The 24,771-nt window shown below is 69.0% G+C and carries 21 protein-coding genes and 1 pseudogene; 8 read left to right on the forward strand and 14 right to left on the reverse strand.

The window, feature by feature from the left end; genetic code table 11:
- Nucleotides 1-140 precede the first annotated feature (140 nt).
- Nucleotides 141-650, reverse strand: a complete 510-nt coding sequence (locus LK06_RS19270) for a MarR family winged helix-turn-helix transcriptional regulator (RefSeq protein ID WP_039652607.1) — start codon at nucleotides 648-650, stop codon at nucleotides 141-143.
- Nucleotides 651-908: 258 nt separating this feature from the next.
- On the opposite strand from LK06_RS19270, the gene LK06_RS19275 reads away from it, so the two are divergent.
- The gene (locus LK06_RS19275) at nucleotides 909-1,676 is read left to right on the forward strand and encodes a dioxygenase family protein (RefSeq protein WP_039652608.1); all 768 of its coding nucleotides are present in this window, start codon (nucleotides 909-911) and stop codon (nucleotides 1,674-1,676) included.
- A gap of 19 nt (nucleotides 1,677-1,695) precedes the next feature.
- Here the strand turns inward: LK06_RS19275 and LK06_RS34465 are convergent.
- Nucleotides 1,696-2,204, reverse strand: a pseudogene (locus LK06_RS34465) (GNAT family N-acetyltransferase).
- Between the two features lie 208 nt (nucleotides 2,205-2,412).
- On the opposite strand from LK06_RS34465, the gene LK06_RS19285 reads away from it, so the two are divergent.
- Nucleotides 2,413-3,411, forward strand: a complete 999-nt coding sequence (locus tag LK06_RS19285; protein ID WP_039652609.1) for a sigma-70 family RNA polymerase sigma factor — start codon at nucleotides 2,413-2,415, stop codon at nucleotides 3,409-3,411.
- Between the two features lie 505 nt (nucleotides 3,412-3,916).
- Nucleotides 3,917-4,702, forward strand: coding sequence for a TetR/AcrR family transcriptional regulator (locus LK06_RS19290; RefSeq protein ID WP_043435789.1), 786 nt, complete (start codon nucleotides 3,917-3,919; stop codon nucleotides 4,700-4,702).
- Here LK06_RS19290 and LK06_RS19295 read toward each other — a convergent pair.
- Nucleotides 4,699-5,700 carry a helix-turn-helix transcriptional regulator gene (locus LK06_RS19295; RefSeq protein ID WP_174673897.1) on the reverse strand — a complete coding sequence of 334 codons (1,002 nt, stop codon included), beginning with the start codon at nucleotides 5,698-5,700 and terminating at the stop codon, nucleotides 4,699-4,701. The genes LK06_RS19290 and LK06_RS19295 overlap by 4 nt on opposite strands.
- A 62-nt stretch (nucleotides 5,701-5,762) precedes the next feature.
- Here LK06_RS19295 and LK06_RS19300 point away from each other — a divergent pair, with 62 nt between their 5' ends.
- The gene (locus LK06_RS19300; protein WP_039652613.1) at nucleotides 5,763-7,286 is read left to right on the forward strand and encodes an MFS transporter; all 1,524 of its coding nucleotides are present in this window, start codon (nucleotides 5,763-5,765) and stop codon (nucleotides 7,284-7,286) included.
- A gap of 195 nt (nucleotides 7,287-7,481) precedes the next feature.
- Here the strand turns inward: LK06_RS19300 and LK06_RS19305 are convergent, their stop codons facing one another.
- The 4 genes from LK06_RS19305 to LK06_RS19320 form a co-directional block, all read right to left on the reverse strand.
- Nucleotides 7,482-8,240, reverse strand: coding sequence for a DUF6227 family protein (locus LK06_RS19305; protein ID WP_039652614.1), 759 nt, complete (start codon nucleotides 8,238-8,240; stop codon nucleotides 7,482-7,484).
- A 157-nt stretch (nucleotides 8,241-8,397) separates the two neighbouring features.
- Nucleotides 8,398-9,618, reverse strand: a complete 1,221-nt coding sequence (locus LK06_RS19310; RefSeq protein ID WP_086083712.1) for a L,D-transpeptidase — start codon at nucleotides 9,616-9,618, stop codon at nucleotides 8,398-8,400.
- Between the two features lie 192 nt (nucleotides 9,619-9,810).
- Nucleotides 9,811-10,836 carry a P1 family peptidase gene (locus LK06_RS19315; RefSeq protein ID WP_174673899.1) on the reverse strand — a complete coding sequence of 342 codons (1,026 nt, stop codon included), beginning with the start codon at nucleotides 10,834-10,836 and terminating at the stop codon, nucleotides 9,811-9,813.
- A gap of 57 nt (nucleotides 10,837-10,893) precedes the next feature.
- The gene (locus tag LK06_RS19320) at nucleotides 10,894-12,132 is read right to left on the reverse strand and encodes a low temperature requirement protein A (protein WP_039652616.1); all 1,239 of its coding nucleotides are present in this window, start codon (nucleotides 12,130-12,132) and stop codon (nucleotides 10,894-10,896) included.
- A 209-nt stretch (nucleotides 12,133-12,341) separates the two neighbouring features.
- On the opposite strand from LK06_RS19320, the gene LK06_RS19325 reads away from it, so the two are divergent.
- Nucleotides 12,342-12,518: a hypothetical protein gene (locus LK06_RS19325; RefSeq protein WP_086083402.1), complete on the forward strand. Its 177-nt coding sequence runs from the start codon at nucleotides 12,342-12,344 to the stop codon at nucleotides 12,516-12,518.
- Between the two features lie 19 nt (nucleotides 12,519-12,537).
- On the opposite strand, the gene mscL is transcribed toward LK06_RS19325, so the two are convergent.
- From mscL to LK06_RS19355, 6 genes are all read right to left on the reverse strand, one after another.
- Nucleotides 12,538-13,023 carry a large conductance mechanosensitive channel protein MscL gene (gene mscL, locus LK06_RS19330; protein ID WP_039652617.1) on the reverse strand — a complete coding sequence of 162 codons (486 nt, stop codon included), beginning with the start codon at nucleotides 13,021-13,023 and terminating at the stop codon, nucleotides 12,538-12,540.
- Nucleotides 13,024-13,161: 138 nt separating this feature from the next.
- Nucleotides 13,162-13,428 (reverse strand): hypothetical protein, encoded by a 267-nt coding sequence (locus LK06_RS35065; protein WP_324609095.1) that lies wholly within the window; start codon nucleotides 13,426-13,428, stop codon nucleotides 13,162-13,164.
- Between the two features lie 601 nt (nucleotides 13,429-14,029).
- On the reverse strand, nucleotides 14,030-14,863 hold the full coding sequence (locus tag LK06_RS19340) for an S-methyl-5'-thioadenosine phosphorylase (RefSeq protein ID WP_039652619.1): 834 nt from the start codon (nucleotides 14,861-14,863) through the stop codon (nucleotides 14,030-14,032).
- A gap of 160 nt (nucleotides 14,864-15,023) precedes the next feature.
- Nucleotides 15,024-15,356 (reverse strand): FmdB family zinc ribbon protein, encoded by a 333-nt coding sequence (locus LK06_RS19345; RefSeq protein ID WP_071659147.1) that lies wholly within the window; start codon nucleotides 15,354-15,356, stop codon nucleotides 15,024-15,026.
- A 67-nt stretch (nucleotides 15,357-15,423) separates the two neighbouring features.
- The gene (locus tag LK06_RS19350; protein ID WP_039652621.1) at nucleotides 15,424-16,719 is read right to left on the reverse strand and encodes an MFS transporter; all 1,296 of its coding nucleotides are present in this window, start codon (nucleotides 16,717-16,719) and stop codon (nucleotides 15,424-15,426) included.
- 299 nt (nucleotides 16,720-17,018) lie between these two features.
- A complete protein-coding gene (locus tag LK06_RS19355; RefSeq protein ID WP_078859125.1) occupies nucleotides 17,019-18,524 on the reverse strand; it encodes a potassium/proton antiporter in 1,506 nt (501 codons plus the stop codon).
- Between the two features lie 213 nt (nucleotides 18,525-18,737).
- Here LK06_RS19355 and LK06_RS19360 point away from each other — a divergent pair, with 213 nt between their 5' ends.
- Nucleotides 18,738-21,635 (forward strand): penicillin acylase family protein, encoded by a 2,898-nt coding sequence (locus LK06_RS19360; RefSeq protein ID WP_043435786.1) that lies wholly within the window; start codon nucleotides 18,738-18,740, stop codon nucleotides 21,633-21,635.
- 115 nt (nucleotides 21,636-21,750) lie between these two features.
- Here LK06_RS19360 and LK06_RS19365 read toward each other — a convergent pair whose 3' ends face one another.
- A complete protein-coding gene (locus LK06_RS19365; RefSeq protein ID WP_052269923.1) occupies nucleotides 21,751-22,332 on the reverse strand; it encodes a 5-formyltetrahydrofolate cyclo-ligase in 582 nt (193 codons plus the stop codon).
- Between the two features lie 148 nt (nucleotides 22,333-22,480).
- Between LK06_RS19365 and galU the strand changes: the two genes are divergently transcribed.
- Both galU and glp read left to right on the forward strand, forming a co-directional pair.
- A complete protein-coding gene (gene galU / locus LK06_RS19370; protein WP_086083406.1) occupies nucleotides 22,481-23,383 on the forward strand; it encodes a UTP--glucose-1-phosphate uridylyltransferase GalU in 903 nt (300 codons plus the stop codon).
- A 5-nt stretch (nucleotides 23,384-23,388) separates the two neighbouring features.
- Nucleotides 23,389-24,711, forward strand: coding sequence for a molybdotransferase-like divisome protein Glp (gene glp, locus LK06_RS19375; RefSeq protein WP_039652627.1), 1,323 nt, complete (start codon nucleotides 23,389-23,391; stop codon nucleotides 24,709-24,711).
- Nucleotides 24,712-24,771: the final 60 nt, after the last annotated feature.

Here is a 24,771-nt window from a genome sequence, read left to right on the forward strand (position 1 = left end):
CCGGGGCCGGTGGGCCCGGTGGAGTCGGCGGGTGCAGGGGTGGGGGCGGACGCCAGGTGAGCGTGCGCCCGGTGAGGCCGGTGCTGGCAGCTCTGCCAGGACCCGTCAGCGCTCCGTGGACCCGGTGGACCTGGCAGGGGCTAGCGGAGCCAGGGTAGGTCTGCGCCCGTGTCGTTGGGCTGGAGGCCCTCGGCGACGATCGCCATGATCTCGCCGAGGGCCTCCTGCTGTTCGGGTGTGAGCCGGTCGAACAGTGCCTGGCGTACGGCGGTCACGTGGCCGGGTGCGGTGCCCCGCAGCACCTCGGCGCCCTCGTCGGTGAGCACCGCGAACTGGCCGCGCTTGTCGGAGGGGCAGTGTTCGCGGCGGACCCAGCCGTTCTCCTCCAGTCGGGCGATCGCGTGCGAGAGTCGGGAGCGGGTGATCTTCGACCGCATCGCCAGCTCCGTCATCCGCAGTCGGCGGCGCGGTGCCTCGGCGAGGCTCACGAGGAGGCCGTAGTAGATGTGCGGCATACCCGCGTCTCGCTGCAACTGCCGGTCCAAGTGGTCCTCAAGGAGGGTGGTGGCGTGCAGGTAGGCGCGCCAGACGCGCTGTTCGTCGTCGGTGAGCCAGCGGTGCCGCGTGGCGGGGTCCGGTGCCGTGTTCATGCGTCCCACTGTAAGAGGCGTCTCCTTGAATGTTGAACAAGTCGGTCGTATGCTCGACCTAAGAGCTTGAGAGTTAAAGCATTTCCGGGAGTCGCCGCCATGTCTGCTACCACACAGGGGAAGTCCGCTCCGGAGCACAAGCCCGATGTGCAGGAGAAGCCAGACATCAGGGAGGACGGCGGGGTGTGGGAGCGACCCTCGGTGCGGAAGGGGTCTGGGGGACTGGAGGGATCAGGGGAGCCAGAGGCCCTTGAGCGCATGCCCGCTCTGTATCTCAGCCACGGCGCCCCGCCGCTCGCCGACGATCCGGTCTGGCCCGGCCAGCTCGCCGCCTGGTCCGCCGGCCTGCCCCGCCCCAAGGCGATCCTCGTGGTCTCCGCCCACTGGGAGGAGGCCCCGCTCGCACTGGGTGCGGTCCAGACCGTCCCGCTCGTCTACGACTTCTGGGGCTTCCCCGAGCGCTACTACCGGGTCCGGTACGCCGCCCCCGGCGCCCCCGGGCTTGCCGAGTCCGTCCGCACGTTGGTGAGCGCCCCCGGCACCCCCGTCCAGGACATCTCCCATCGAGGCCTCGACCACGGAGCCTATGTCCCCCTCGCCGAGATGTATCCGGCCGCCGACGTCCCGGTCCTGCAGATATCCATGCCCACTCTCGACCCGGTGCGTCTGATGGACGTAGGACGAAAGCTCGCCCCCCTGCGGGACGAGGGTGTGCTGATCATCGGCTCCGGCTTCTTCACCCACAACCTCGCCGCGCTCCGGTCCGCGGGGCGCGGGGTACCCGACTGGTCCTCCGAGTTCGACGACTGGGGTAGGCGAGCCCTGGCGGACCGGGACTGGGACGCCCTCCTGGACTTCCTGAACAAGGCGCCCGCCGGCCGCTACGCCCACCCGCGCACCGAACACTTCGCCCCGCTCTTCGTCGCCATGGGCGCGGCGGAGGCCAGCGGTGAACTGGACGCGCAGAAGTCCGTGATCGACGGGTTCTGGATGGGCCTGGCGAAGCGGTCGGTGCAGTTCGGGTGATGGCCCGGTCCGGCTCCGGCTACGGCAGCTCCTTCTCGTACCGGACCACGTCCCAGTAGCGGCCGAACGTACGGTCCACCTCGCGATACGTGCCGGCGCGCCGGAAGTCGAGGCGTGTGTGCGCTCACCCGCAGAGCCCGTCGGTCGGGGCGATGCGCGTGCAGGCGCGGCGCAGGCCCTCGCCCGAGAGGGCCCTGGAAGAGGGTCGAGTGGAGCAGGGAACCGACGTCGCGCCGGGTGGTGGCCGCGGCGACGTATGCCGAGGTCTCCGCGGGCGTGGCGTACGCCGGCCCGGCGCGGTAAGGGCTGGATGTGGAGTACCCCAGAATCCGCTGTGAGTCCGCACCCGTGGCAACCATCAGGCGGTACGGGCCGTCTTCCGGTGTGGGAGGGCGGCCGAGGGCGGCGCTCCTCCGGAGTGAAGATCGCGGTATCTCATGCGATCGGCCTCTCGCGTACGTCATGGTTGTAGAGATCGGCAAGGGCGGGGAGTTCCCCCTCGGCTCCGGGCCTGACCTGCACCTCCATACCGTCTGACGGCAGCGGGACTCCTCGTGTGAGCGGGCAGGGTACTGCATGATCAGAAAAATTGAGGGGAGGGTTGGGAATTCTGTCCGGATTCCAGTCGTTGTTTCCATCGGATGCAGGGCACTCCGGGAGAGTCTCAGAGCCAGTCGCCGGGAGTGCCGAGCGTTCGTCAGGACCACCGCCAGCCCACCACCGCAAGGGAGCACGCATGGCAACCCGTGCCGTCGCCCGTCGTCAGTCCGCCTCCGGCGAGACGGTCGACTCGGCAAGCAGTGTTCGCGCTCATGGCGGCGAGATCGCCGACCGCGACCTGGTCGGCATGTACCTCGACGAGATCGCGCGTACGCCGTTGCTCGACGCCGCAAAGGAGGTCGAGCTGTCCCAGGCCATCGAGGCGGGTGTGTTCGCTCAGCAGGTCCTCGACGGATGTGAGGAGACCGGGGCGGACGCCACCCGCGAGGAACTGGAGGCGCTGGTCGCCGAGAGCGAGCGGGCCAAGGACGTCTTCATCCGTTCCAACCTCCGCCTGGTCGTCGCGGTCGCTCGGCGCTACCCGCGCAGTGGCCTGCCGCTGCTCGACCTGATCCAGGAGGGCAATGCAGGCCTGGTGCGCGCCGTCGAGAAGTTCGACTACCGCAAGGGGTTCAAGTTCTCGACGTACGCCACCTGGTGGATTCGGCAGGCCATCACCCGGTCCATCGCCGACCAGTCCCGCACGATCCGGCTCCCCGTCCACCTGGTGGAGGAGTTGGGCCGTATCCGCCGCGTGCAGCGTGAGTTCAACCGTGAGAACGGCCGCGATCCGGAGCCCACGGAGGTTGCCGCGGAGTTGGGCTCGACCCCGGAGCGCGTCACCGACGTGCTCGACTGGGCCCGCGACCCGGTCTCCCTGAACATGTCGGTGGACGACGAGGGCGAGACCCAGTTCGGCGACCTGCTGGAGGACACCTCGGCCGTCTCCCCCGAACAGTCCGTGCTGACCCTGCTCCGCAGCGAGGAACTGGACGACCTGATCGGCCGTCTGGACCAGCGCACGGCATCCATCATCAAGATGCGGTACGGCATCGAGGACGGCCGGGAGCGCACCCTGACCGAGGTCGGCAAGGAGCACGGACTGACGCGTGAGCGCATCCGCCAGATCGAGAAGCATGCGCTGCTCGAACTGAAGAAGCTGGCCCGCGACACCGGCTTCGACGCGGCGGCGTGACGGGCGTACGGCCCCCGTGCGGCGCGCACGCCCGGGGGCGAAAGACGGCGCAAACATGACGGGGTCCCGTCGCTTCAACTCTGTGGCTCGGGGGAACAACCCTTCCGGGCCCAGGAAGCGGGGCCCGGGGCGCACTCCCCACCGCAGCACGCGCACTGAACCAACCCACTAAGCCACACCACTGGCCGACCCCACGCGAGCCAGGTCCCGACGCACATCCCCCCCCGGCGGCGGGACCTTCCGGAGCCGGGCTCCGGCGCCTACCCCCCCAGGCGCCGGGGCCCGGCTTTCCTCTGCGCTCGGGAACACCGGCAACGCGATGCTGGAAGGGCGGCCCACCCCGTACCTGAACCCCGGGGTGAACCGCCGGATGGCAGATTCTGCCACAGAGGCATAGCCTGCCGAGATGAGCACCACCCCGCGCGCTTCCCAGGGCACGGCCCACCGGTCGTTTTCCGCCGCTGCGCCGGCCTCTCTCACTGAGCGGAGGAAAGCCGAGACCCGGATGGAGATCGCCCGGGCGGCGGCTGCCCTGTTCGCCCACCGAGGCCTGCGGGCGACCCGTGCCGAGGACATCGCCCGGGCCGCCGGCATCGCCCCCCGTACGTTTTACCGCTACTTCGCCACCAAGGAGGAGGCGGTGGCCCCGCTCTATGCGGCCGGTGCCCAGCGCTGGGCGGAAGCGGTCCGGGCGGCCCCGGCCAGCCTCACCGTCCCGGAGGCGCTGGAACACGCTGTCCACCACACGCTCACCCCGGGGTCAGGTGTCTCGGCGGCCTCCTGGGAATGGGCCCGTACCCTGATCCGCCTGGCCGAGACCAGCCCCGCCCTGCGCAAGGTTTGGGCGGAGGTGTGTCAGACGTCGGAGGGAGCACTGGCGGAGATCCTCGCAGCACGGCTGTCGTCCCCCGGAGCTGTCGGAGCTGTCGGAGCTGTCGGAGCTGCCGGGGCTGCCGGGGCCGGTGGAGTCGCCGGAAGCTCCGGGGGCGTTGGAACGACCGGGTCTTCTGGGGCAGCGGGACCTGCTGAGCCGGCCGGCGAAGGGGCCGACAACGTTGCCTCCCCGTCTGAGGCCCCCACCTCCGACCCCAGCGCCACGCCGGTCCTCGCACCCGCCGCCATCACCCCACACCTCCGATTCGCCGCGGCCGTGGCCGGCGCCGCCGTTCGCGTGGCTGTGGAGTGCTGGGCCGCAGCGACGTCCGCGCCCGTTGGACCGGACGGTCCTGCGGCGCTGGCGCTGCGGAACCTGCGTGCGCTGCGAGTCTTCGAGTGGAGTGGGGAAAACTAGTGCCGCAACAGGCGACTAGGCGGGGTCTGGGTGGTCAGCCCCGCCGCCCGACTCAACCGTCTGCCCAACTCCTTCGCACACGCGCCCAGTTCCTCGGGCTCGCACACCGTGAACTCATACCCTGTCAGTACCAGCCGCACTGTCAGCCACTCCATCGGATCGCCGGAGACACCACGCAGGACGCAACCGCCCTGCCCGTCGTCCTCGGGCACCCCGACCGACATCGGTACGCGCGCGGCAACCCGTTCTGCGGGCGCGGCGAACCGTACTTCGAATGCGTACGTCTCCTGTTGCCGGTGGAGGGACCGCCGTAGGTACTCCGTGGCACTCCCGGTCGGCAACTCCCGCGGTGCGAACCGGACTCCGGTCGCGAACGGCGCGCTCACCCGGTCCACCCGGAAGGTGCGCCAGTCCGCCCGGTCGAGGTCGTAGGCAACCAGGTACCACCGCCGTCCGGCCGACACCAGCCGATGTGGCTCGGTCAGGCGCCGGGACTCACTGCCGTCCTTGTCCCGGTAGGCGAACCTCAGCCGCTCCCGACCCGCCACCGTCGTGGCGATCACGATCAGCGTCTCCGGCGCGATGCTCGGCCCGTCCCCACTGGTCAGCGGCGTGGTAGCGGCCTGCAGCGCGGCCACCCGGTGACGCAGCCGGGCCGGCAGCACCTGCTCCAGCTTGGCCAGGGCCCGTACCGATGCCTCCTCCACGCCCTCCACGGCGTGTCCGGCACCGGCCCGCAGCCCCACCACTATGGCCACCGCCTCCTCGTCGTCCAGCACCAGTGGGGGCAGCGCCTTTCCCGCGACCAGCCGGTACCCGCCCTCCGGGCCCTTCGTGGCCTGCACCGGATAGCCGAGCTCGCGCAGCCTGTCGATGTCCCGCCGGATGGTGCGGCGGGACACTCCGAGTCGCTCGGCCAGCTTGCTGCCTGGCCATTCGCGCGGGGTCTGGAGCAAGGAGAGGAGCTGCAGGAGTCGGGCCGGAGTGTCCGTCGTCATACCTATGAGGATGCCGGACATCTAGGACATGGTCTGGCCTAAACGGACTCTACCTTCGAGGCATGAACGCGAACGACAGCGCCCTTGACACCCACCGCGACGGCAGCGGGCGAGCCCGCTGGTTTGCCCTCGCGATCGTGATGACCGCGGCCTTCATGGACCTCGTCGACGTGACGATCGTCAACATCGCCATCCCGTCCATCGAGCGGAGCGCCCACGCCTCCGTCAGCCAGATCCAGTGGATAACGGCCGGGTACGCCCTCGCCTTCGCCGCCGGGCTGATCACCGGTGGCCGGCTCGGCGACATCCACGGCCGCAAACGGCTGTTCCTCATCGGCGTCGGCGGGTTCACCTTCGCGTCCGCCCTGTGCGGTTTCGCTGGGAACCCGGAGATGCTGGTCGCCGCGCGCATTCTGCAGGGCGGTATGGCGGCGATGATGGTGCCGCAGGTGTTGTCGATCGTGCACGCCACCTTCCCGGCCCACGAACGAGGCAAGGTCTTCGGCCTGTTCGGCGCGGTCGTCGGCCTGGGCGCAGTCTCCGGTCCACTGCTCGGTGCGCTGCTGACGGAGTGGAACCTGTACGGGCTGGAGTGGCGGCCCATCTTCCTCATCAACCTGCCGGTCGGCCTCGTCGCCTGGCTGCTCGGCCGCCGCTTCATCACCGAGTCCCGAGCCCCGAAGGCACTCAAGCTGGACCTCGTCGGTGTCGCCCTGGTCTCCCTCGGGCTGCTGATGCTGCTCTACCCGCTCACCCGCGGTCGGGAACTGGACTGGCCGCTGTGGGGTTACGCCTCGATGGCCGGCGCCCTCGGCGTCTTCGGCCTGCTGGTCGCCCACGAGCGCCGCAAGGCTGCCCGGGACGGTTCTCCGCTGATCGAACTGCCGCTGTTCCGCGTCAAGAGCTTCGCCGCCGGCATCGCCGTGCAGACCGTCTTCGGTGTCGGGCTCGGCATCTTCTTCCTGGTGTGGACGCTGTACATGCAGACCGGCCTGGGCTGGAGCCCGCTACGGGCCGGGCTGACCGGGGTACCGTTCTCGATCGCGGTATCCACCGCGGCTGGTGTGTCGGTGCAGAAGCTGGTCCCCCGTTTCGGCCGGATGGTCCTTCAGGCGGGGGCGCTGATCATGGGCGGGGGCGTCCTCCTCTACCTGTGGGAGGCGCACCGCTACGGCCTTGCCATCGCCTCCTGGCAGATGGCTCTTCCGCTGGTCGTCATGGGCACCGGCATGGGGTTGATCGTCGCCCCGCTCACCGACGTGGTGCTCTCCGAGGTGCCCCGCGAGCACGCCGGTTCCGCTTCCGGGCTGATCAACACCGTGCAGCAGATGGGCAACGCGCTCGGGCTGGGCCTTGTGTCAGTGGTGTTCTTCGGGGAGATCGGCGACCGGTTGTCGCGGTCTCAGATCGGCCCGGCCTTCGTACACGCCTTCCAGCACGCGCTGGGGTGGGTCGCCGGGATCATGGGCGTGATCTTCCTGCTGATGTCCGCTCTGCCGAAGCGGCCGGCCCCACACCCGGAGGGGACGGACCCCTCCGTCGAGGAATCCTCGGTGGGCGAGCGGGAACACGAACTCGTGCACTGAGGGTCGCCCGACGCACGGTACGAGGGACGGAGGGTTCGGTATTCGATGGTCCGTACCGAACCCTCCGTCCCCAACCCACGGTCCCGCTTCGCCTCACCCTGTGCCCTCCGCCATGGGCGTTCCCCGTCTTTCCTCCAGCTCTCCGCCCGTTGCTGACCGGTTGCCCCGCCCCGTCCCGGCTGCCATCCCCGCTTGCTACGCCTGCTGCTGTCCCTGCCGTGCCGCGCGCCGCTCCATGGCATCCCGGGCCGCATCCTCAGATATGTACACCTCGCACATGTGCCGCCCGTCGGGAGTCGCCGTGTGCTCGACCTCCCACAGCGAGACCTCGCTGCCGTCCGGCAGCAGGAACGCGTGCTCGTACAACGCGTAGTTCAGCCCGGTCCGCCCGGCTCGCCCCGGCCGCCCGAACGCCTGTGTGATCTCGTGCGCGACCGCGGTCGCAAGTAACGCCGCCGCCTCCACGTCCGGCCGGTCGGGGTTCTCCGCCCGGCGCAGCAGGCGGCGCGCGTGATCCGCCGAGTTGTCGGAGGCGAATACGTGGCGGGGTTCGGGAATCGCCCACAGTCGTATCAGCGTGGGGAGTTCGAAGTCGGGTGTGTCCGGTGGCAGTCCGAGTCGCGCCGTGGCGGCTTGCAGTTCTTCCTCGTCCACGTACACCTCGTGTTCCGGGGCGCCACCCGGAGTGGGGTTGCGAACCAGCTCCCACAACGTGACCGCGGAGCCGTCGGCGAGCAGCCAGGTGTGCCGGTGGGTCTCCCGGCGCAGTCCCGCGCTGTGGTGCGCGGAGTGCAGGGAACTGTTGTGCGCCAGCGCACAGTCGAGGCTCCGTATCACCTCATCGGGCAGCTCGAAGGAGTTCAGGGCACGGCCGAGGAGTCGCCCGAGGTGCTCCTCCGGAGACTCGGGCGACTCGGCTGATTCGTACGCTGCCGTCTCGTACGGAAGGCTCAAGACATCTCCCGGCGTTGCTGCATGTCACCTTGTGGGTGCATACCGTAGCCCTTTGGTCGGACATCATGTCCGGGAACCGAGAAAACGTGCGCTGGGAAAACGTGCGGGCCGCGCGGAGAGTTCCCGCGCGGCCTGACGTGCCGCCAAAAGCCGCAGCTCAGATCGCGCTTCCGGCGGTCCAGGCGCTCCAGGACATGTTCCAGCCGTTGAGACCGTTGTCCGGCGCCACCGTGGTGTCGTGGGAATTCTTCACGATCACGACGTCCCCGACGAGCGAGTTGTCGAAGAACCACTTGGCCGATGTGGCACCCTGCGCGCCCTGTACGTCAGCGAGTCCGATGCAGCCATGGCTGGTTCCCTGCCGACCGAAGGGCGGGTTGCCCTTGTTGTACCAGTAGTTTCCGTGGATGAACGTCCCCGATGACGTCAGTTGCATCGCGTGCGGCACGTCCGGGATGTCGTACTCCCCGCCGAAGCCGACCGTCGACCCGTTCATGCGGGTCTGCACGGACTTCTCGGAGATCACCATCTGTCCGTTGTACGTGGCGTGCTGCGGGCTGCCCGCGGAGATCGGCACAGACTTGATCGTCTTGCTGTCCCGCACCACCGTCATCATCTGTGTGCCGGCGTCGACCGTGGAGATCTGCGACCGCCCGATGGTGAGGGAGACGGTCTTCTTCTGGACCCCGTACACGCCCTTGGCGCCCTGGACGCCGTCCAAGTCGATCTCCACAGTGATCTTGGATCCGGTCTTCCAGTACTCCGGCGGTCGGAAGTCCAGCCGCCGATCACCGAACCAGTGCCCGACCACCTGCTGACCGCTGTTGGAGTCGACCGTGATGTGCGATTGCACGGCCTTCTTGTCGGTGATCGACTTGTCGAAGATGAACGACACGGGCATGCCCACCCCGACGGTCGTGCCGTTGTCCGGTGTATAGGTACCGATGAAACTCCTCGCCGAGGAGACCGTGGTGAAGATGGAGTTGGCCGCCGAGGCACGCCCTTGGGCGTCCCTCGCCGTCGCGCTTATCTCGTACTTCGTCCCCCGCTCCAGTTGATGCTTCGGTTTCCAACTGCTGCCGTCGGCGGATATCGCCCCCTGCACGACCTGTCCCGACTCCGCCGCGGTCATCTTCACGTCGGTCAGCCTCCCGCTGCTGACCTTCACCCCGGTCGCGTTGATGGATGCGTCCATCGAGCCGTCCTTGGCCGAGATCACGACCTTCGCGGTCGACGTCTTGGGGGAGCCCTTGCTGCCCTTGTTGTCGTCGCCGGTGGCGTTGGCGCTGCCACCGCAAGCGGTCAGGGCGAGGGCACCGACCATCAGGGCGGCACAGGCCCCCAGTGCGCGCCGCGCTGCAATGTCCGGCGTTGTCACGGGCTGCTCCAGGTTCGTGCGATGTGCGTGATCCGTTCCAGGTGTGAAGAAGGAGGGCATCGGAACCCGGCTGGGTTCCCTCAAGCGTCGGCGAACGCCATCGCGTGACAGAACCGCGACAATGCGACGTCACTGGGACCTCGCCCCACTCCCTCCCACCCCGCCCCACTCCCTCCCACACCTGTCCCGCCCTCACCTCTTTCCGTACAACTCCTGGTAGGACGGCCACACTCCTCCAGGCCCTTCGACCGGCTCGGCGGCGCGCACGGCCCGTACGATTGCGCGCGTCACGAGATCCGCGCCGGCGGTGAGAATGTCGTTGAGCGCCAAGAGGTGCGTGCCGAGCGGGCGGGCTCCGGTCGCTAGCGCGAACACCGTGTCCCCGTCGTGCAGGAGGTGCACCGGACGTACGGCGCGCGCGATTCCGTCGTGCGCGGTGCCCGCCAGCTTCTGCGCCTGTGCCTTGGAGAGATCCGCGTCGGTCGCGACCACCGCCAGCGTCGTGTTGAGTGACGGCGGTGCATGGCCAGCGGCGATCTCGTCCAGACGCCGGAGTGCCGCTTCGTGCACGCGCCCCTCAGGATATTCGGCCCGCCCTTGGAACAGCTCCCCGTACAGCACGCCCGTTTGCGGGTCCACCACCGACCCGGCCGCATTGGCCACGACCAACGCGGCCACGGTGATCCCCGAGTCGAGCACCGCGCTCGCAGTGCCCACTCCGCCCTTGAGCTGCCCCGCCACCGCACCTGTGCCTGCGCCGACGCACCCCTCCGGCACACGGGCGCCCAGCGCAGCGGTTGCCGCGGCCTCCACCGCGGCGCGCCCCGTCCGGGCATCCGGGCGTGCGCGGAAGTTCCCTCCGCGCCCCAGGTCGAAGACGCACGCTGCGGGTACCACCGGCACCACATGTGCTGGGTCCGCCCCCACTTGTACGCCGCGCCGTTGTTCCTCAAGCCAGGCGAGCACGCCGGACGCTGTGTCGAGTCCGTACGCGCTGCCTCCGGTCAGTACGACTGCGTCGATCCTCTGCACCAGGTTGCGCGGGTCGAGCGCGTCGGTCTCCTTGGTGCCGGGGCCACCACCGCGCACGTCCACGGCGGCGACGGCCCCGCTTTCGGGGGCGAGCACGACCGTGGTGCCGGTGAGCCAGCCGTCCGTGTTGCGTGTGGCGTGCCCCACCCGGATCCCCGCAACGTCCGTCAATGCATCAACTGTCATGGGGGCAGTCTGTCCCGTACCGGGACGCCGTACCGGGACCCGAAGGTGTCCGAGGGCTCAGTCGGTCGGCAGGGCTGCGCTCGCCTCACGCCGTCGGCCGACCAGGTGTGCCGTCAGCGTCACGCCCGTCGCCACCGCGGTCGAGCACACCAATCCCGCCACGAGTACCGCCCAGTCACCCAGGAAGGTGCAACTGATCACCAGGAGAGCCGTGACCGGCAGCGTCAGCTGCTGGGTGATGCCGATCTTGAAGTGCCGTGAGTGCAGTGCCCAGACGGCCAGCAGATACAGCGCCGTGGGCAGGGTCACGGCTGCCGAGGCGGACAGCATGGAGACGTCTGTCGTGCCGACCGCTTGTTCCACCGCCACTTCCAGGCCGGCGCCGATCGCCGCGGCGGAGGAGAAGATCAGGTAATGGCCGTAACCCCACAGGAACGCCTGCCCGTTGGAGCGCAGATGGCCGTGGATGGGGACGCCGAAATAGATCCACCAGGCGGAGAACACGATCAACAAACCGCCCGCCGCGATGGGCAGCAGCTCGCCCAGCGCGCCGTGCTCGTCCACGGCAGACTTCACGGCGACCGTGGACGCGGCGATCGTCTCCCCGAGCACGATGATGGTGAACAGGCCGTACCGCTCGGCGATGTGGTGCGGATGCCAAGCGGTCTGGCAGGCCTTCTCCGCGTACACCGGTACGCACAGTTCTGCGACCGCCATCACCAGGAACACCCAGGGGTGTGTCGGCTCGGGCAGCAGTACCAGTCCCAGCCAGCCGACCTGGCACAGCAGTACACCGAAGGCGTACCTGAGCGCCATGGTCCTTTCCGCACCCACGGCCGAATTCGCGGCTCTCAGCCACTGTGCGGCCATCGCCAGCCGCATGATCAGATAGCCGAGCCAGACCACCAGGTAGTCGTGCTGCTGGAAGGCCTGGGAGATGCCGGCGGCCAGGAGCAGGACTCCGGCGATCTGCACGAGGGTGACCACCCGGTAGAGCGCGTCGTCGTTGTCGTACGCCGAGGCGAACCAGGTGAAGTTCATCCAGGCCCACCAGATCGCGAAGAACAGCATCGCGTAGTTGAGGATTCCGTTGCCCGCGTGCCCTTGGGTGACAGCGTGTACCAGTTGTGCGCCCGCCTGCGCGACGGCCACCACGAAGCACAGGTCGAAGAAGAGCTCTAGCGGGGAGGCGACGCGGTGCGACTCGTCGCGCCCGCGTGCGGTGAGCCGCCGCAAGGGGCCAGCAGGCTGTGGCGCGCCCGCGGGGGCGGGCATCGGAACGGAACTTGACGTCATAGCTCCCAGAACAACAGAAAACCGGCCCCAACATCGTGTGTACACATTCACAAGCGGCTGAGTGGGTGCTGCCCCGGTAATGCCTCGGGCCCAACGTCGGGTGCCGTGTCGGGTGCCGTGCCGGGTGGAATTTCCGGCGTGGAGGCCCCTTGCTTGGCCCAGGCTCACGAGAGTCGGGCCCGTCGGGTGCGGGACCGTACCCTTGTGGCATGAGTACTGGCCCCGAACCCGAGTCGCGAGCCCCGAAGCCGATCCTGGTCTTCGACGATCCGTTGGACCAACAGTCCTCGGATGACACCGATCGTGGGTGGGGCGAGCGCGCGGACGGTGACGGTGTCGCCGACCTGAAGCGTTTCCTCGACGAGAAGCCGCCCCACCACCTCTGAGTCGCCCGCGGGAGCGCCGTCAGCGCTCGGCATACTCCGGTCCACGCTGTGTGACCAGTGTGTCGCGGATCTCCTTGAGTACCTCCAGCTCGGTCACCTCGGTCACCTCGATGACCTCCTTCGTGTCCTCCTGGTCCGCCTTGCGGGCCGCCTGCCGGGCCAGGTACTTCGACATCGGCAGGACCATCAGGAAGTACACCACCGCCGCGGTGAAGACGAAAGTGAGGGTCGAACCGAGGACGGAGCCCCACAGGATCGCCACACCGCTCTTGACCGTGCCGTCCGCGCCCACCGCGCACGGGCCCTTCAGGCAGAAGCTGTAGTGGTCCAGGTTCTGTGTGCCGATCGCCCCGACCAGCGGGTTGATGACTCCCTTGACCAGCGAGCTGACGATGTTGGTGAAGGCCGCGCCGATCACCACCGCGATTGCCAGATCGACGACGTTGCCACGCATCAGGAAGGCCTTGAAGCCCTGCCAGACGTTCGGTTCCTTCTTCGTGCTCACCTCGGGGACTCTCCTCGCATGCACAGGCTGTGGAATGAAACGCTCCGCAACCTACGTCACAGTGCGGCCGTCGTGTCCAATTCCGTAGCTCGATCGAGCGACTTGACAGCAAGCCTCCGAGAAACAGTGCGAGTCCGTTCAGCACAGCGTCACCGCCAGTGGTGTTGTGGCGCTAGCACCGACCAGCCGTGCAGCCGTGGTGCGCGGCGCAGACAGTACGACCAGAGCCCCGGATTCGACCGTGTCTCCCTGCGGCTCCGGCACCTTGGTCACTCGCACATCCCGCGCGAGTACGAGAGGGGCGTGGCCGGCCGATGGGTCCGTCGCCGCGATCACGTCGACGCGGTCACCGGCCCGTAGGAGCCGGACGGTGGCGGCATCGGCGATTCGTACGGGTGCAGCCACCACGTCCGTCGCCGCCCGCTGTCGTGCGGGTTTGGCGACCGGGTGTCCGCGGTTCGGCTTTGGGTGGTGTGGCGTCGTCGTGGCCTGTGGCCCTGCAGCCACGAGCAAGGCGGCCGTCACTGCCAGGCCGGCCGCTACGACCCGCCTGCGGTGGCCCACGAGCTGTTGCCATTGATACCGCCTGCCGCGCACACGTACCGGAGCGAACGGTGGGACCTCGCAGGTCGCGGGTGCGTCCGTGCCCAGCGGGCGCGGGACGTGGAGGGGAGGTGGGGAAGGGGCGTGAGCGGATGGGGCAGAGAGGAGAAGGGGAGGCCGGGACGATGAGGGCGAAAGCATGACGATCACCGCTTGCGACGAGGAATTCGGCTGGCGATGCCACGATGACGCCTTGCGCCGATTACCGCCGCAGCTGGTGGATCACGGATGGATTGTGGACAACGCGCCTACTCGAACGGGAAATTCCGCTTGCTGGGGTGTCCCAGCCCCTCTCGCTTGGGTGTCCCCAGTCCCTGGAGCCCCATCGAGCCCCACCTCCCAGCGCTAGCCCGCTAGTCCGTTGCCCCCCCGGCCCTTGGCCCAGTCACCGTCCTCGACCCTGCTACGGCATCTCGAAGCCCGGATCCATTCCGCCGAGTCCAGCCCTGCACAGGCACTCCCGTGACCTGGTCTCCGGCAGTGCTGCTACCGCGCCGAACAGCACGCCACGCAGCCGGTCCACATTGGCCGCGAAGACGCGTAGCACCTCTTCGTGCGACACGCCCTCACCGGTCTCGGCGCCCGCGTCGAGGTCGGTGACGAGCGTCAGCGACGTGTAGCACAACTCGAGTTCCCGGGCGAGCGCCGCTTCGGGGTGGCCGGTCATGCCCACGACCGACCAGCCCTGCGCCTGGTGCCACAGGGATTCGGCACGGGTGGAGAAGCGCGGCCCCTCGACCACGACCAGCGTGCCGCCGTCCACCGGCTCCCAGTCCCGTCCGCGCGCCGCCTTCAGCGCGGCGGCCCGGCCGGCGGGGCAGTAGGGGTCGGCCAGGGATACGTGCACCACGTTCGGAACCGTGCCGTCGGGCAGCGGCAGTCCGTCGAAGTAGGTCTGTGCCCTGGACTTCGTGCGGTCCACCAGCTGGTCCGGAATCAGCAACGTGCCCGGGCCGTATTCCGGGCGCAGCCCGCCCACCGCGCACGGGCCGAGGACCTGCCGGACGCCCAGCGAGCGCAGCGCCCACAGGTTGGCGCGGTAGTTGATGCGGTGCGGCGGCAGGTGGTGGCCGCGACCGTGCCGGGGCAGGAAGGCGACCCGTCGGCCGGCGATCTCGCCGAGGAAGAGGGAGTCGCTGGGCGGCCCGTAGGGGGTGTCCACCTCGACCTCGGTCACGTCGTTGAGGAACGAGTAGAAGCCCGAGCCACCGATTACGCCGATCTCTGCGTTCGCCATGGCCTGCACCCTAGCTGCCCGCCGGACCTGCGGGGAGTTGGTCCGAAACCTGTGGGGACGGACGCCGGGGTCTGCTCACACGGGACCCGCCAGGGGTTGGTCCGGGGAGCACGCCGACGGCTCTGCCGTCGTCCGACGGCAGAGCCCGGGGCGGGAGGTCTCAGGCTGCGGAGCTGCTCGTGGAGCTCGACGAGGAGGCCGTCGACGAGGAAGCCGCAGACGACGAGGTCGTCGACGAGGAAGCCGTCGACGAGGGCGTCTTCGACTCGGACGACGACGAACCCGACTTCGACGCCGGGCTGCTGCTCGACGTGGAGCCGCGTGAGTCGTTGCGGTAGAAGCCGGAGCCCTTGAAGACAATGCCGACCGCGGAGAACACCTTCTTCAGGCGGCCGTTACAGCCGGGGCACTCGGTCAGGGCGTCGTCGGTGAACTTCTGCACCGCCTCAAGGCCCTCGCCGCACTCGGTGCACTGGTACTGGTAGGTCGGCACTGTGTTCCTCCTGGCACTCTCACTCAATGAGTGCTAACGACGGTCCATAGTGACGTATTCCCGGGGATCAGTCCACCGTGACCGGCACTCGGTGACCGACGCCACGTGCAACCATACGGTTGCGCTGCTGCGGGACCAGCAGGGAACGCAGCGACACCAGCGTCACCAGGGCGAGCACGGTGCCGCCCATGGGAACCAGGAATCCCGCGCCGTCCCAGAGGCGGTCCTCCAGCTGGCCCGCGACGGTGACCGCGGTCGCCTGCCCCAGTGCCACCGCGCCGGTCAGCCAGGTGAAGGCCTCGGTGCGGGCGGCGGCCGGGACCAGGGCTTCGACCAGCGTGTAGCCGGTGATCAGCGCCGGGGCGATGCACATGCCGACCAGCAGACCGAGCCCGGCGAGGAGCAGTACGGAGTGCGCCGTCCACAGCGCGGACGCGGTCAGCGCGAGCGCCGTGTAACCGAGGACCAGGCGCCGTTGCGGTGCGACCTTCCAGGCGATCGCGCCACAGGCGATGCCGGACAGCATGTTGCCGGCGGCGAAGACGCCGTACAGGACGCCGTTCAGGCCGGGCTCGCCGATGGACTCGGTGAAGGCCGCCAGCGCCACCTGCATGCCCCCGAAGACGGAGCCGATGCCGAGGAAAGTCACGACCAGTACGCGCACGCCGGGGACGCGCAGAGCCGAGGCGTGCTGCACGCGTGCAGCCCCGCTGCTGGAGTCCACCGGCGGCTGCGTGCCCTTCTGCGCGGCGAACAGCAGGCCGCCGAACAAGGTCAGCCCGGCTTCCGTGACCAGGCCCGCTGCCGGGGTCACCGTCGTGCACAGAGCCGTGGCCAGCAACGGGCCGAAGACGAAGGTCAGCTCATCGGTGACCGACTCGAATGCCGCCGCGGTGGTCATCAGGGGCGAGCCGTACAGCTTCACACCCCAGCGCGCCCGCACCATCGGGCTGACCTGCGGGACTGAGGCGCCGGTCGGGACAGCCGCCAGGAACAGCGCCCACAGGGGCGCGTGCGCCAGCGCGAGCGCCGTCAGGGACACTCCGGCGAGTGTGTGCACCAGAACACCCGGGATCAGCACGGCGCGCTGGCCGTGGCGGTCGGCGAGGCGACCGCTATAGGGCGCGAACAGCGCCATGGAGACTCCGGTGGCGGCCGCGGTGGCGCCCGCGGCGCCGTACGAGCCGGTGGTGTGCTGCACGAGCAGCACGATGGAGATCGTGAGCATCGCGAACGGCTGACGGGCCGCGAAGCCAGGGAGCAGGAACGTCCAGGCGCCGCGGGTGCGCAGCAACTGCCCGTATCCCGAGTGGGACGATGCCGGGGAGGTCTTCTCCGGTGCGGTGGTGACCGTGGATCCCACGGCCCGTGCCTTTCTGCCGCCTGGTAGCGCGGGTTCCGTCGAGGAACACGGGCGCCGAGAGCTGTCCTCTTGCGCGGACTGCGGTAGATGCCGGCGCCCACTGCGGGTGGGGAGCGACCCGGCCGCCATACGGTCGCGCCAGCTCTGCGTCAGGCAGAGTTGGTTCGATCAGGGTGCGCCTTCATCGTACAGGGACCAGGGCGTCGTACACCTGTGAAAGCGGACACCATAAACCTGGTCACCTGCGATTTCCGGGGGTGTGAACGGTACGAAACATCCCTTTAACGCGGGCTGTCCGGTCAGCCCGAACTGCTCGGCCCGTCGGTGCCCAACCAACTGGCCAGCTTTCCTCCGTGGGCCACCGCCCGCAGCCGGCGTTCTGTCGCGTCGCGAACCGGGTCGGTGGCGACGACCAGCAATTCGTCGCCTCGCCGCAGCACCGTCGTGGGCAGCGGAACAAACGATTTTCCTTCGCGGACGACGAGGGTGACGGCGGCGCCGGGCGGCAGCCGCAACTCGTTCACCTCCACACCGTGCATCCGTGAGCCCTCGGGGACCGAGACGGACAGCAGGTGTCCGCGCAGCCGCTCCAAGGGTGCCGACTCGATACCGAGGTCGGAGGCCTCACCCTGCTCGCCCAGGCGCAGTCTGCGCGCCAGCCAGGGCAAGGTCGGTCCCTGGATGAGGGTGTAGACGACGACCAGCACGAAGACGATGTTGAAGATGCGGCGGCTTCCGACCACGCCGTTCACCATCGGGATGGTGGCCAGGATGATGGGCACAGCGCCCCGCAGGCCCGCCCACGACATCAGCGTCTGCTCCTGCCATGGCACCCGGAACGGCGCCAGGCTGAGCACCACGCTCAGCGGGCGGGCCACCATGGTGAGGGCCAGTCCGATGACGAGTGCGGGCCAGATGTCGTCACCCAGCTCGTGCGGGGTGACCAGCAGGCCGAGTACGACGAACATGCCGATCTGGGCGATCCAGCCGAGCCCCTCGGCGAAGCCGCGGGTGGCGGGCCAGTGGGGGAGCTTGGCATTGCCGAGCGTCATCGAGGCGAGGTAGACGGCCAGGAAGCCGCTGCCGTGCGCCAGGGCACCGGCGGCGTACGCCGCGACGGCGATCGCCATCACGGCGATCGGGTAGAGGCCGGAGGCGGGCAGGGCTACCCGCTTGAGCCCGAGGGAGCCCAGCCAACCGACCGCGAGCCCTATGGCAGCGCCGACGGCCAGCTCCAGGGCTATCTTGCCCAGCAGGGCGTACCAGTGCTCGACCGGGCCGGCCGTGGAGAAGGCGACGACCAGGATGACCACCGGGGCGTCGTTGAAGCCGGACTCCGCCTCCAGCGTCCCCGTCACGCGCGCGGGGAGGGGGACTCTGCGCAGCACGGAGAAGACCGCCGCCGCGTCCGTGGACGACACCACCGCGCCGATGATGAGCGCCTGCCGCCACTCCAGCCCGACCAGGTAGTGCGCCGCGGCGGCGGTGACACCGACACTGACGGCGACACCGGCCGTCGCCAGGACCGAGGCGGACGGCAAGACCGGTCGGATCTCCTTCCACTTCGTGCCGAGGCCGCCCTCGGCGAGGATCACGACCAGGGCCGCGTATCCCATGACCTGGGTCACCGCGGCGCTGTTGAAGTGGATGCCGCCGATCCCGTCTTGGCCCATGAGGACGCCGATCCCCAGGTACACGAGCAGGCTGGGGAGCCCGCTGCGGGAGGAGATCCGGACGGCCACGACAGCGACCAACAGGACGACGGAGCAGACGAGCAGGAGCTGGTTGAGGTGGTGAACGGTCAGCGGCGGTACCTTCCCTGAGTTCTTCGGTTACTTCATTACCTTACCTAACTCTTGACGCTTTCTTGACGTTCCCCAGGGCAAGATCGAACGTCCGTGTGTGCTGGTTCCCGACTCCGCGTCAAGCGGGACAGGGCCCTGCGCCTATGGTTGCTCCAACGCTCATTCAAAGTCACAGCCCGACCTGCCGCTCGCGTTAGGACAGCAAGGACAGCGATGCCCCCCAACACCACCGCCACAACGGGTGACAAGCCCGCAAAGTCCGGCAGGAAGAAGGGGCGCAAAGCCCGACTGATCGTGCTGGTACTGGTCCTGGCCGTCATAGGCGGCATCGCCTTCGGGGCGTATTGGTCGATCAGCACCGTTCGCGCGTCCTTCCCGCAGACCACGGGGTCGATCACGCTCGACGGCCTGTCCGGGCCGGTCGACGTCAAGCGGGACGGCAACGGCATCCCGCAGATCTACGCCTCCTCCGACGAGGACCTGTTCATGGCGCAGGGATACGTCCAGGCGCAGGACCGGTTCTGGCAGATGGACGTGCGCCGCCACATGACCTCCGGGCGCCTGTCGGAGATGTTCGGGAAGGGGCAGGTCAAGAACGACGAGTTCCTGCGCACCCTCGGCTGGGACCGGATCGCCAAGCAGGAATACGACACCAAGCTGTCGGCCTCCACGAAGAAGTACCTCCAGGCCTACGCCAAGGGGGTCAACGCCTACCTGCAGGGCAAGGACGGCAAGTCGATCTCCCTGGAGTACGCCGCCCTGGGCCTCACCAACGACTACAAGCCGCAGAAGTGGACCCCGGTCGACTCCATCTCCTGGCTGAAGGCGATGGCCTGGGACCTGCGCGGCAACATGCAGGACGAGATCGACCGCGCCCTGATGACCAGCCGTCTCGGCCCGAAGCAGATCCAGGACCTCTACCCGGAGTACCCCTACGGCCGTAACAAGCCAATCGTGCAGGAAGGCCAGTACAGCGAGCTGACCAAGACGTTCCGGCAGAGCGGCGTCTCAGGCACCTCTCAGGACACCACCGGTACCACCGGCACGGCGGGCACCACGGGTGCTCCGGGCATCGCAGGCACCTCCCAGGGCACGGGCGGCACCACTGGCACCACCAGCACCACCGGTACGGCGGGCACCACGGGCACGGCGGGCACCACGGGCGCGACCGGTACGGCGGGTTCCCCTGCCTCGGGTGCGACCGGTTCGGCGCTCCAGAGCCAGCTGGAGGGCCTCTACAAGGTTCTCGACAACGTCCCGACGGCCGTCGGCGTCAACGGCCACGGCATCGGCTCCAACTCCTGGGTCGTCTCCGGGAAGTACACGATCACCCACAAGCCCCTGCTCGCCAACGACCCCCACCTGTCGCCGTCGCTGCCGTCCGTCTGGTACCAGATGGGCCTGCACTGCCGGACCGTCTCCAGCAAGTGCCAGTACGACGTCACCGGCTACACCTTTGCCGGCATGCCCGGTGTGATCATCGGTCATAACGCGAAGATCGCCTGGGGAATGACCAACTCCGGAGTCGACGTCACCGACCTCTACCTGGAGAAGGTGAGTGCGAACGGCTACCTGTACAACGGCAAGGTCCGGCCGTTCAAGACCCGTGAGGAGACCATCAAGGTCGCCGACGGGGCCTCCAAGACCATCGTCGTGCGTCAGACCCAGGACGGCATGCCGCTGCTGTCCGACCGCGACGACGAACTCGTCCAGGTCGGCAAGAAGGCCACCGTCGACACGGCAGCGCCCGACCGCGGTGACGGCTACGGCATCGCCCTGCGGTGGACCGCGCTCGACCCGGGCACCACCATGGACGCCGTCTTCGCCATCGACAGGGCGGCGGACTGGAACGACTTCCGTGCCGCGGCAGCCCTGTTCGACGTGCCCTCACAGAACCTGATCTACGCCGACACCGACAACAACATCGGCTACACACTGCCCGGCAGGATTCCCACCCGCTCCTCCGCGGACGACGGCTCCGTCCCGGCACCGGGCTGGGACGCGAAGTACCGCTGGACCGGCTTCATCAAGCAGGACGAGCTGCCCTACGAGTACAACCCCAAGCGCGGTTACATCGTCACCGCCAACCAGGCCGTGATCGACAAGGACAAGTACCCGTACACCCTCACCACCGACTGGGGCTACGGTGCCCGCAGCCAGCGCATCACCGACCTGATCGAGTCCAAGATCAAGGACGGCGGCAAGATCTCCACCAACGACATGCGGCAGATGCAGTTGGACAACAGCAACGAGATGGCCAAGCTCCTGGTGCCCAAGTTGCTGAAGATCAACCTGTCCGACCCGGACGTGCGCCAGGCGCAGAAGCTGCTGGAGGGCTGGGACTACACCCAGGACGCCGACTCTGCAGCGGCCGCGTACTTCAACGCCGTCTGGCGCAACATCCTCAAGCTCGCCTTCGGCAACAAGCTGCCCAAGGAACTGCGCGTCAAGGGACAGTGCCTGTGGGTCGACAAGATCGACAGCACCGGCCCGGTGGACGACAACACCAAGGTCCGCGAGTGCGGGGAGCGGGACGCCGACCAGGCGCAGCCGGACGGTGGCGACCGCTGGTTCGAGGTCGTGCGCATCCTGATGGACAAGCCGAACAGCGACTGGTGGAAGACCCCCAAGTCGGGTACTCGCCCTGCCGCGCACAACCGCGACCAGCTCTTCGCCCGGGCCATGATCGACGCCCGCTGGGAGCTGACGGCGAAGCTCGGCAAGGACATCGACACCTGGAGCTGGGGCCGGCTGCACCGTCTGTTCCTGAAGAACCGGACACTCGGCACCGAGGGCCCGGGGGCCCTGCAGTACGTCCTCAACCGCGGCCCCTGGAAGCTCAGCGGCGGTGAGGCGGCGGTCAACGCGACCGGCTGGAACGCGGCCGGCGGTTACAACATCATCTGGGTGCCGTCGATGCGGATGGTCGTGAACCTCGCCGATCTCGACAAGTCCAAGTGGATCAACCTAACCGGCGCTTCCGGGCACGCCTTCAGCGCGCACTACACGGACCAGACGGGCAGGTGGGCCAAGGGGGAGCTGCTGCCCTGGTCGTTCTCGGCCAAGGCGGTCGACGGGAGCACGAGTGACACGCTCGTCCTCAAGCCGTAGCTGTAGCCGAGCCGCAGGCGCGAGCCTCTGAGGGCTGAGGCGCCGAGGCACACCGAAGAGAACGGCCCTTCCACGCGCGTGGAAGGGCCGTTCTCTTCGGTGGACGGATGCCGGCTCAGGTGCTCGGGAACCGGTGCACGCCGGAGGGCGTGACCACGGCGTGCACCGGTTTGTCGTGCCCCTTGGCCGGAACCCGAGCGACGACCTCCGTGTCGTACAGCAGCACCACGAGCCGGGGTCGGGCGCCCGACCGTTCCAGGCGGGCCAGAACTCGGTCGTAGGAGCCGCCGCCGCGCCCCAGGCGCATCCCGCGTGCGTCGACCGCGAGTCCGGGTAGCAGCACGGCGTCCGCGCCGGTCACGGCGGCCGGGCCGAGATGCTCGCCGGAGGGCTCGAACAGTTCCATCTTGCCGCTGTGTTGGACCCGGGCGAGGGAACCCGGGCCGGCGTACTCGCCCCAGTCCAGGTCGTTGTCGGGCAGCAGCACGGGAAGCAGGACGCGTACGCCCCGGGCGTGCAGCGCCTCCAACAGCGGGCGGGTGCCGGGCTCGCTACCCACGGAGACGTACGCCGCCACCGTGTGCGCGTCCGCCAGTTCGGGTAGGTCCAAGGAGCGCTCCGCCAGCGTGCGGCCCGCCTCGCGGACGTCATCCTCCGTCAATCTGTTCCTCACCACGAGGAGCTCCCGCCGCAACATTCGTTTGTCAGGCTCGCCCGTGTGTCCGACGTGTTCCACTGGTCGTTCGCGCACCCTTCTTATGTGGTCATGTCTCAATGCGGTCATATCAGGGTCAACCTGCTGGAAACGCAGATTCCCAGCAAAGGCACCGGATAGGGTTGCGGGCATGACTCAGTCGCACCCCAGGATCAGCAAGGCTGTCATTCCCGCGGCGGGCCTCGGCACCCGGTTCCTGCCGGCCACCAAAGCCACTCCCAAGGAGATGCTTCCGGTCGTCGACAAGCCGGCTATCCAGTACGTGGTCGAGGAGGCCGTGTCAGCGGGGCTCGACGACGTACTCATGATCACCGGGCGCAACAAACGCCCCCTCGAAGACCACTTCGACCGCAATTACGAGCTGGAATCGGCCCTTGAGAAGAAGGGCGACGGCGAACGGCTCGCGAAGGTGCGGCAGTCCAGCGACCTGGCCACCATGCACTACGTCCGTCAGGGCGACCCCAGGGGGCTCGGGCACGCGGTGCTGTGCGCCGCCCCACACGTCGGCCAGGAGCCCTTCGCCGTACTCCTGGGCGACGACCTGATCGATCCGCGGGACCCGCTGCTCAGGCGCATGATCGACGTCCAGGAGCAGCACGGTGGCAGTGTGATCGCGCTCATGGAGGTCGCGCCCGAGCAGGTCCACCTCTACGGCTGCGCGGCCGTGGAGCCCACCGTCGAAGGCGACGTCGTGAAGGTGACCGGCCTGGTCGAGAAGCCGGACCCGGCGGACGCCCCGTCGAACTACGCGGTCATCGGCCGCTACGTCCTCGATCCGCACATCTTCGGCATACTGCGCAAGACCGAGCCGGGCCGCGGCGGAGAGATCCAGCTCACCGACGCCCTCCAGCAGCTCGCCCAGGACGAGAAGGTCGGCGGCCCGGTGCACGGTGTCGTCTTCAAGGGGCGCCGCTACGACACCGGGGACCGTGGCGACTATCTGCGTGCCATTGTCAGACTGGCGTGCGAACGTGAAGACCTGGGCCCGGACTTCCGGACCTGGCTTCGCAGCTACGTAGCCGAGGAGATGTAGCGATCTTGAGCAGCGCCGCGACCCGCCCCGCCGACCCGGATCACCTGTGGTCGGTGGACGAGCACCTGGAGGACATCCTCTCGACCGTTCGTCCCCTCGAACCCATCGAGCTGCAACTGCTCGACGCCCAGGGCTGTGTCCTGGTCGACGACGTCGTCGTACCGGTTTCCCTGCCGCCGTTCGACAACAGCTCGATGGACGGGTACGCGGTGCGGGTCACGGACGTCGCGGGCGCCAGTGAGGAGTTCCCGGCTGTCCTGGAGGTCGTCGGGGACGTCGCGGCGGGCGCGGCCGAACCGGTCCGGGTTGGTCCCGGCCAAGCCGCCCGCATCATGACCGGCGCCCCGCTGCCGCCCGGCGCCGAGGCCGTGGTCCCCGTCGAGTGGACCGACGGCGGGCTCGGCGCCGGCCCGGCGAACGGCATGCGGGCGCGCAGCCTGGCCCCCGAGGGCGCCGAGGGGCAGGTGTCGGTGTACCACCCCGTCGAGGCGCGCGCGCATGTGCGTGCCGAGGGCAGCGACGTGAAGGCCGGCGATCGCGCCCTGGAAGCCGGCACGATCCTCGGCCCGCCGCAGATCGCCCTCCTCGCGGCGATCGGTCGCGGCACGGTGCGTGTCCGTCCGCGTCCGCGCGTGGTCGTCATGTCCACCGGAAGCGAGCTCGTCCAACCCGGCGAGGAGCTGGCCACCGGCCGGATCTACGACTCCAACAGCTTCGCCCTCACCGCGGCCGCGCGGGACGCCGGCGCCATCGGCTACCGGGTGGGTGCCGTCGCCGACGACGCGGAGACGCTCCGCTCCACCATCGAGGACCAGCTCATCCGCGCCGACCTGCTCGTGACCACCGGCGGAGTGAGCGTCGGCGCGTACGACGTCGTCAAGGAGGCACTCGCCTACACCGGTGACGCGGACGAGGCGGGCGGCGGCGTCGAGTTCCGCAAGCTCGCCATGCAGCCCGGCAAGCCGCAGGGCTTCGGCACCATCGGCCCCGACTTCACGCCCCTGCTGGCCCTGCCCGGCAACCCGGTGTCGTCGTACGTTTCCTTCGAACTGTTCGCCCGCCCTGCCATCCGCGCCCTGATGGGTCTCAAGGACGTCCACCGACCCCGCACGCGGGCGGTCCTGCGGGCGGACCAGGTGCTCCGCTCCCCCGAGGGGCGCCGCCAGTTCCTGCGTGGCACCTACACGGACGGAGAGGTGACCCCGGTGGGTGGGGCCGGCTCCCACCTGGTCGCGGCGTTGGCCCACGCCGACGCCCTGATCGTCGTGCCCGAGGACGTGGACGTGGTGGAGCCCGGCACCGAGGTGGAGGTAGTGCTGCTCGGCTAGGTACCCGCGCACGCCCGTCCGCGGGCGGGGGTCCTGGTCCGCGGTGCGCGCCGGCTTGGC

Source organism: Streptomyces pluripotens (assembly GCF_000802245.2).
Classification (GTDB): domain Bacteria; phylum Actinomycetota; class Actinomycetes; order Streptomycetales; family Streptomycetaceae; genus Streptomyces; species Streptomyces pluripotens.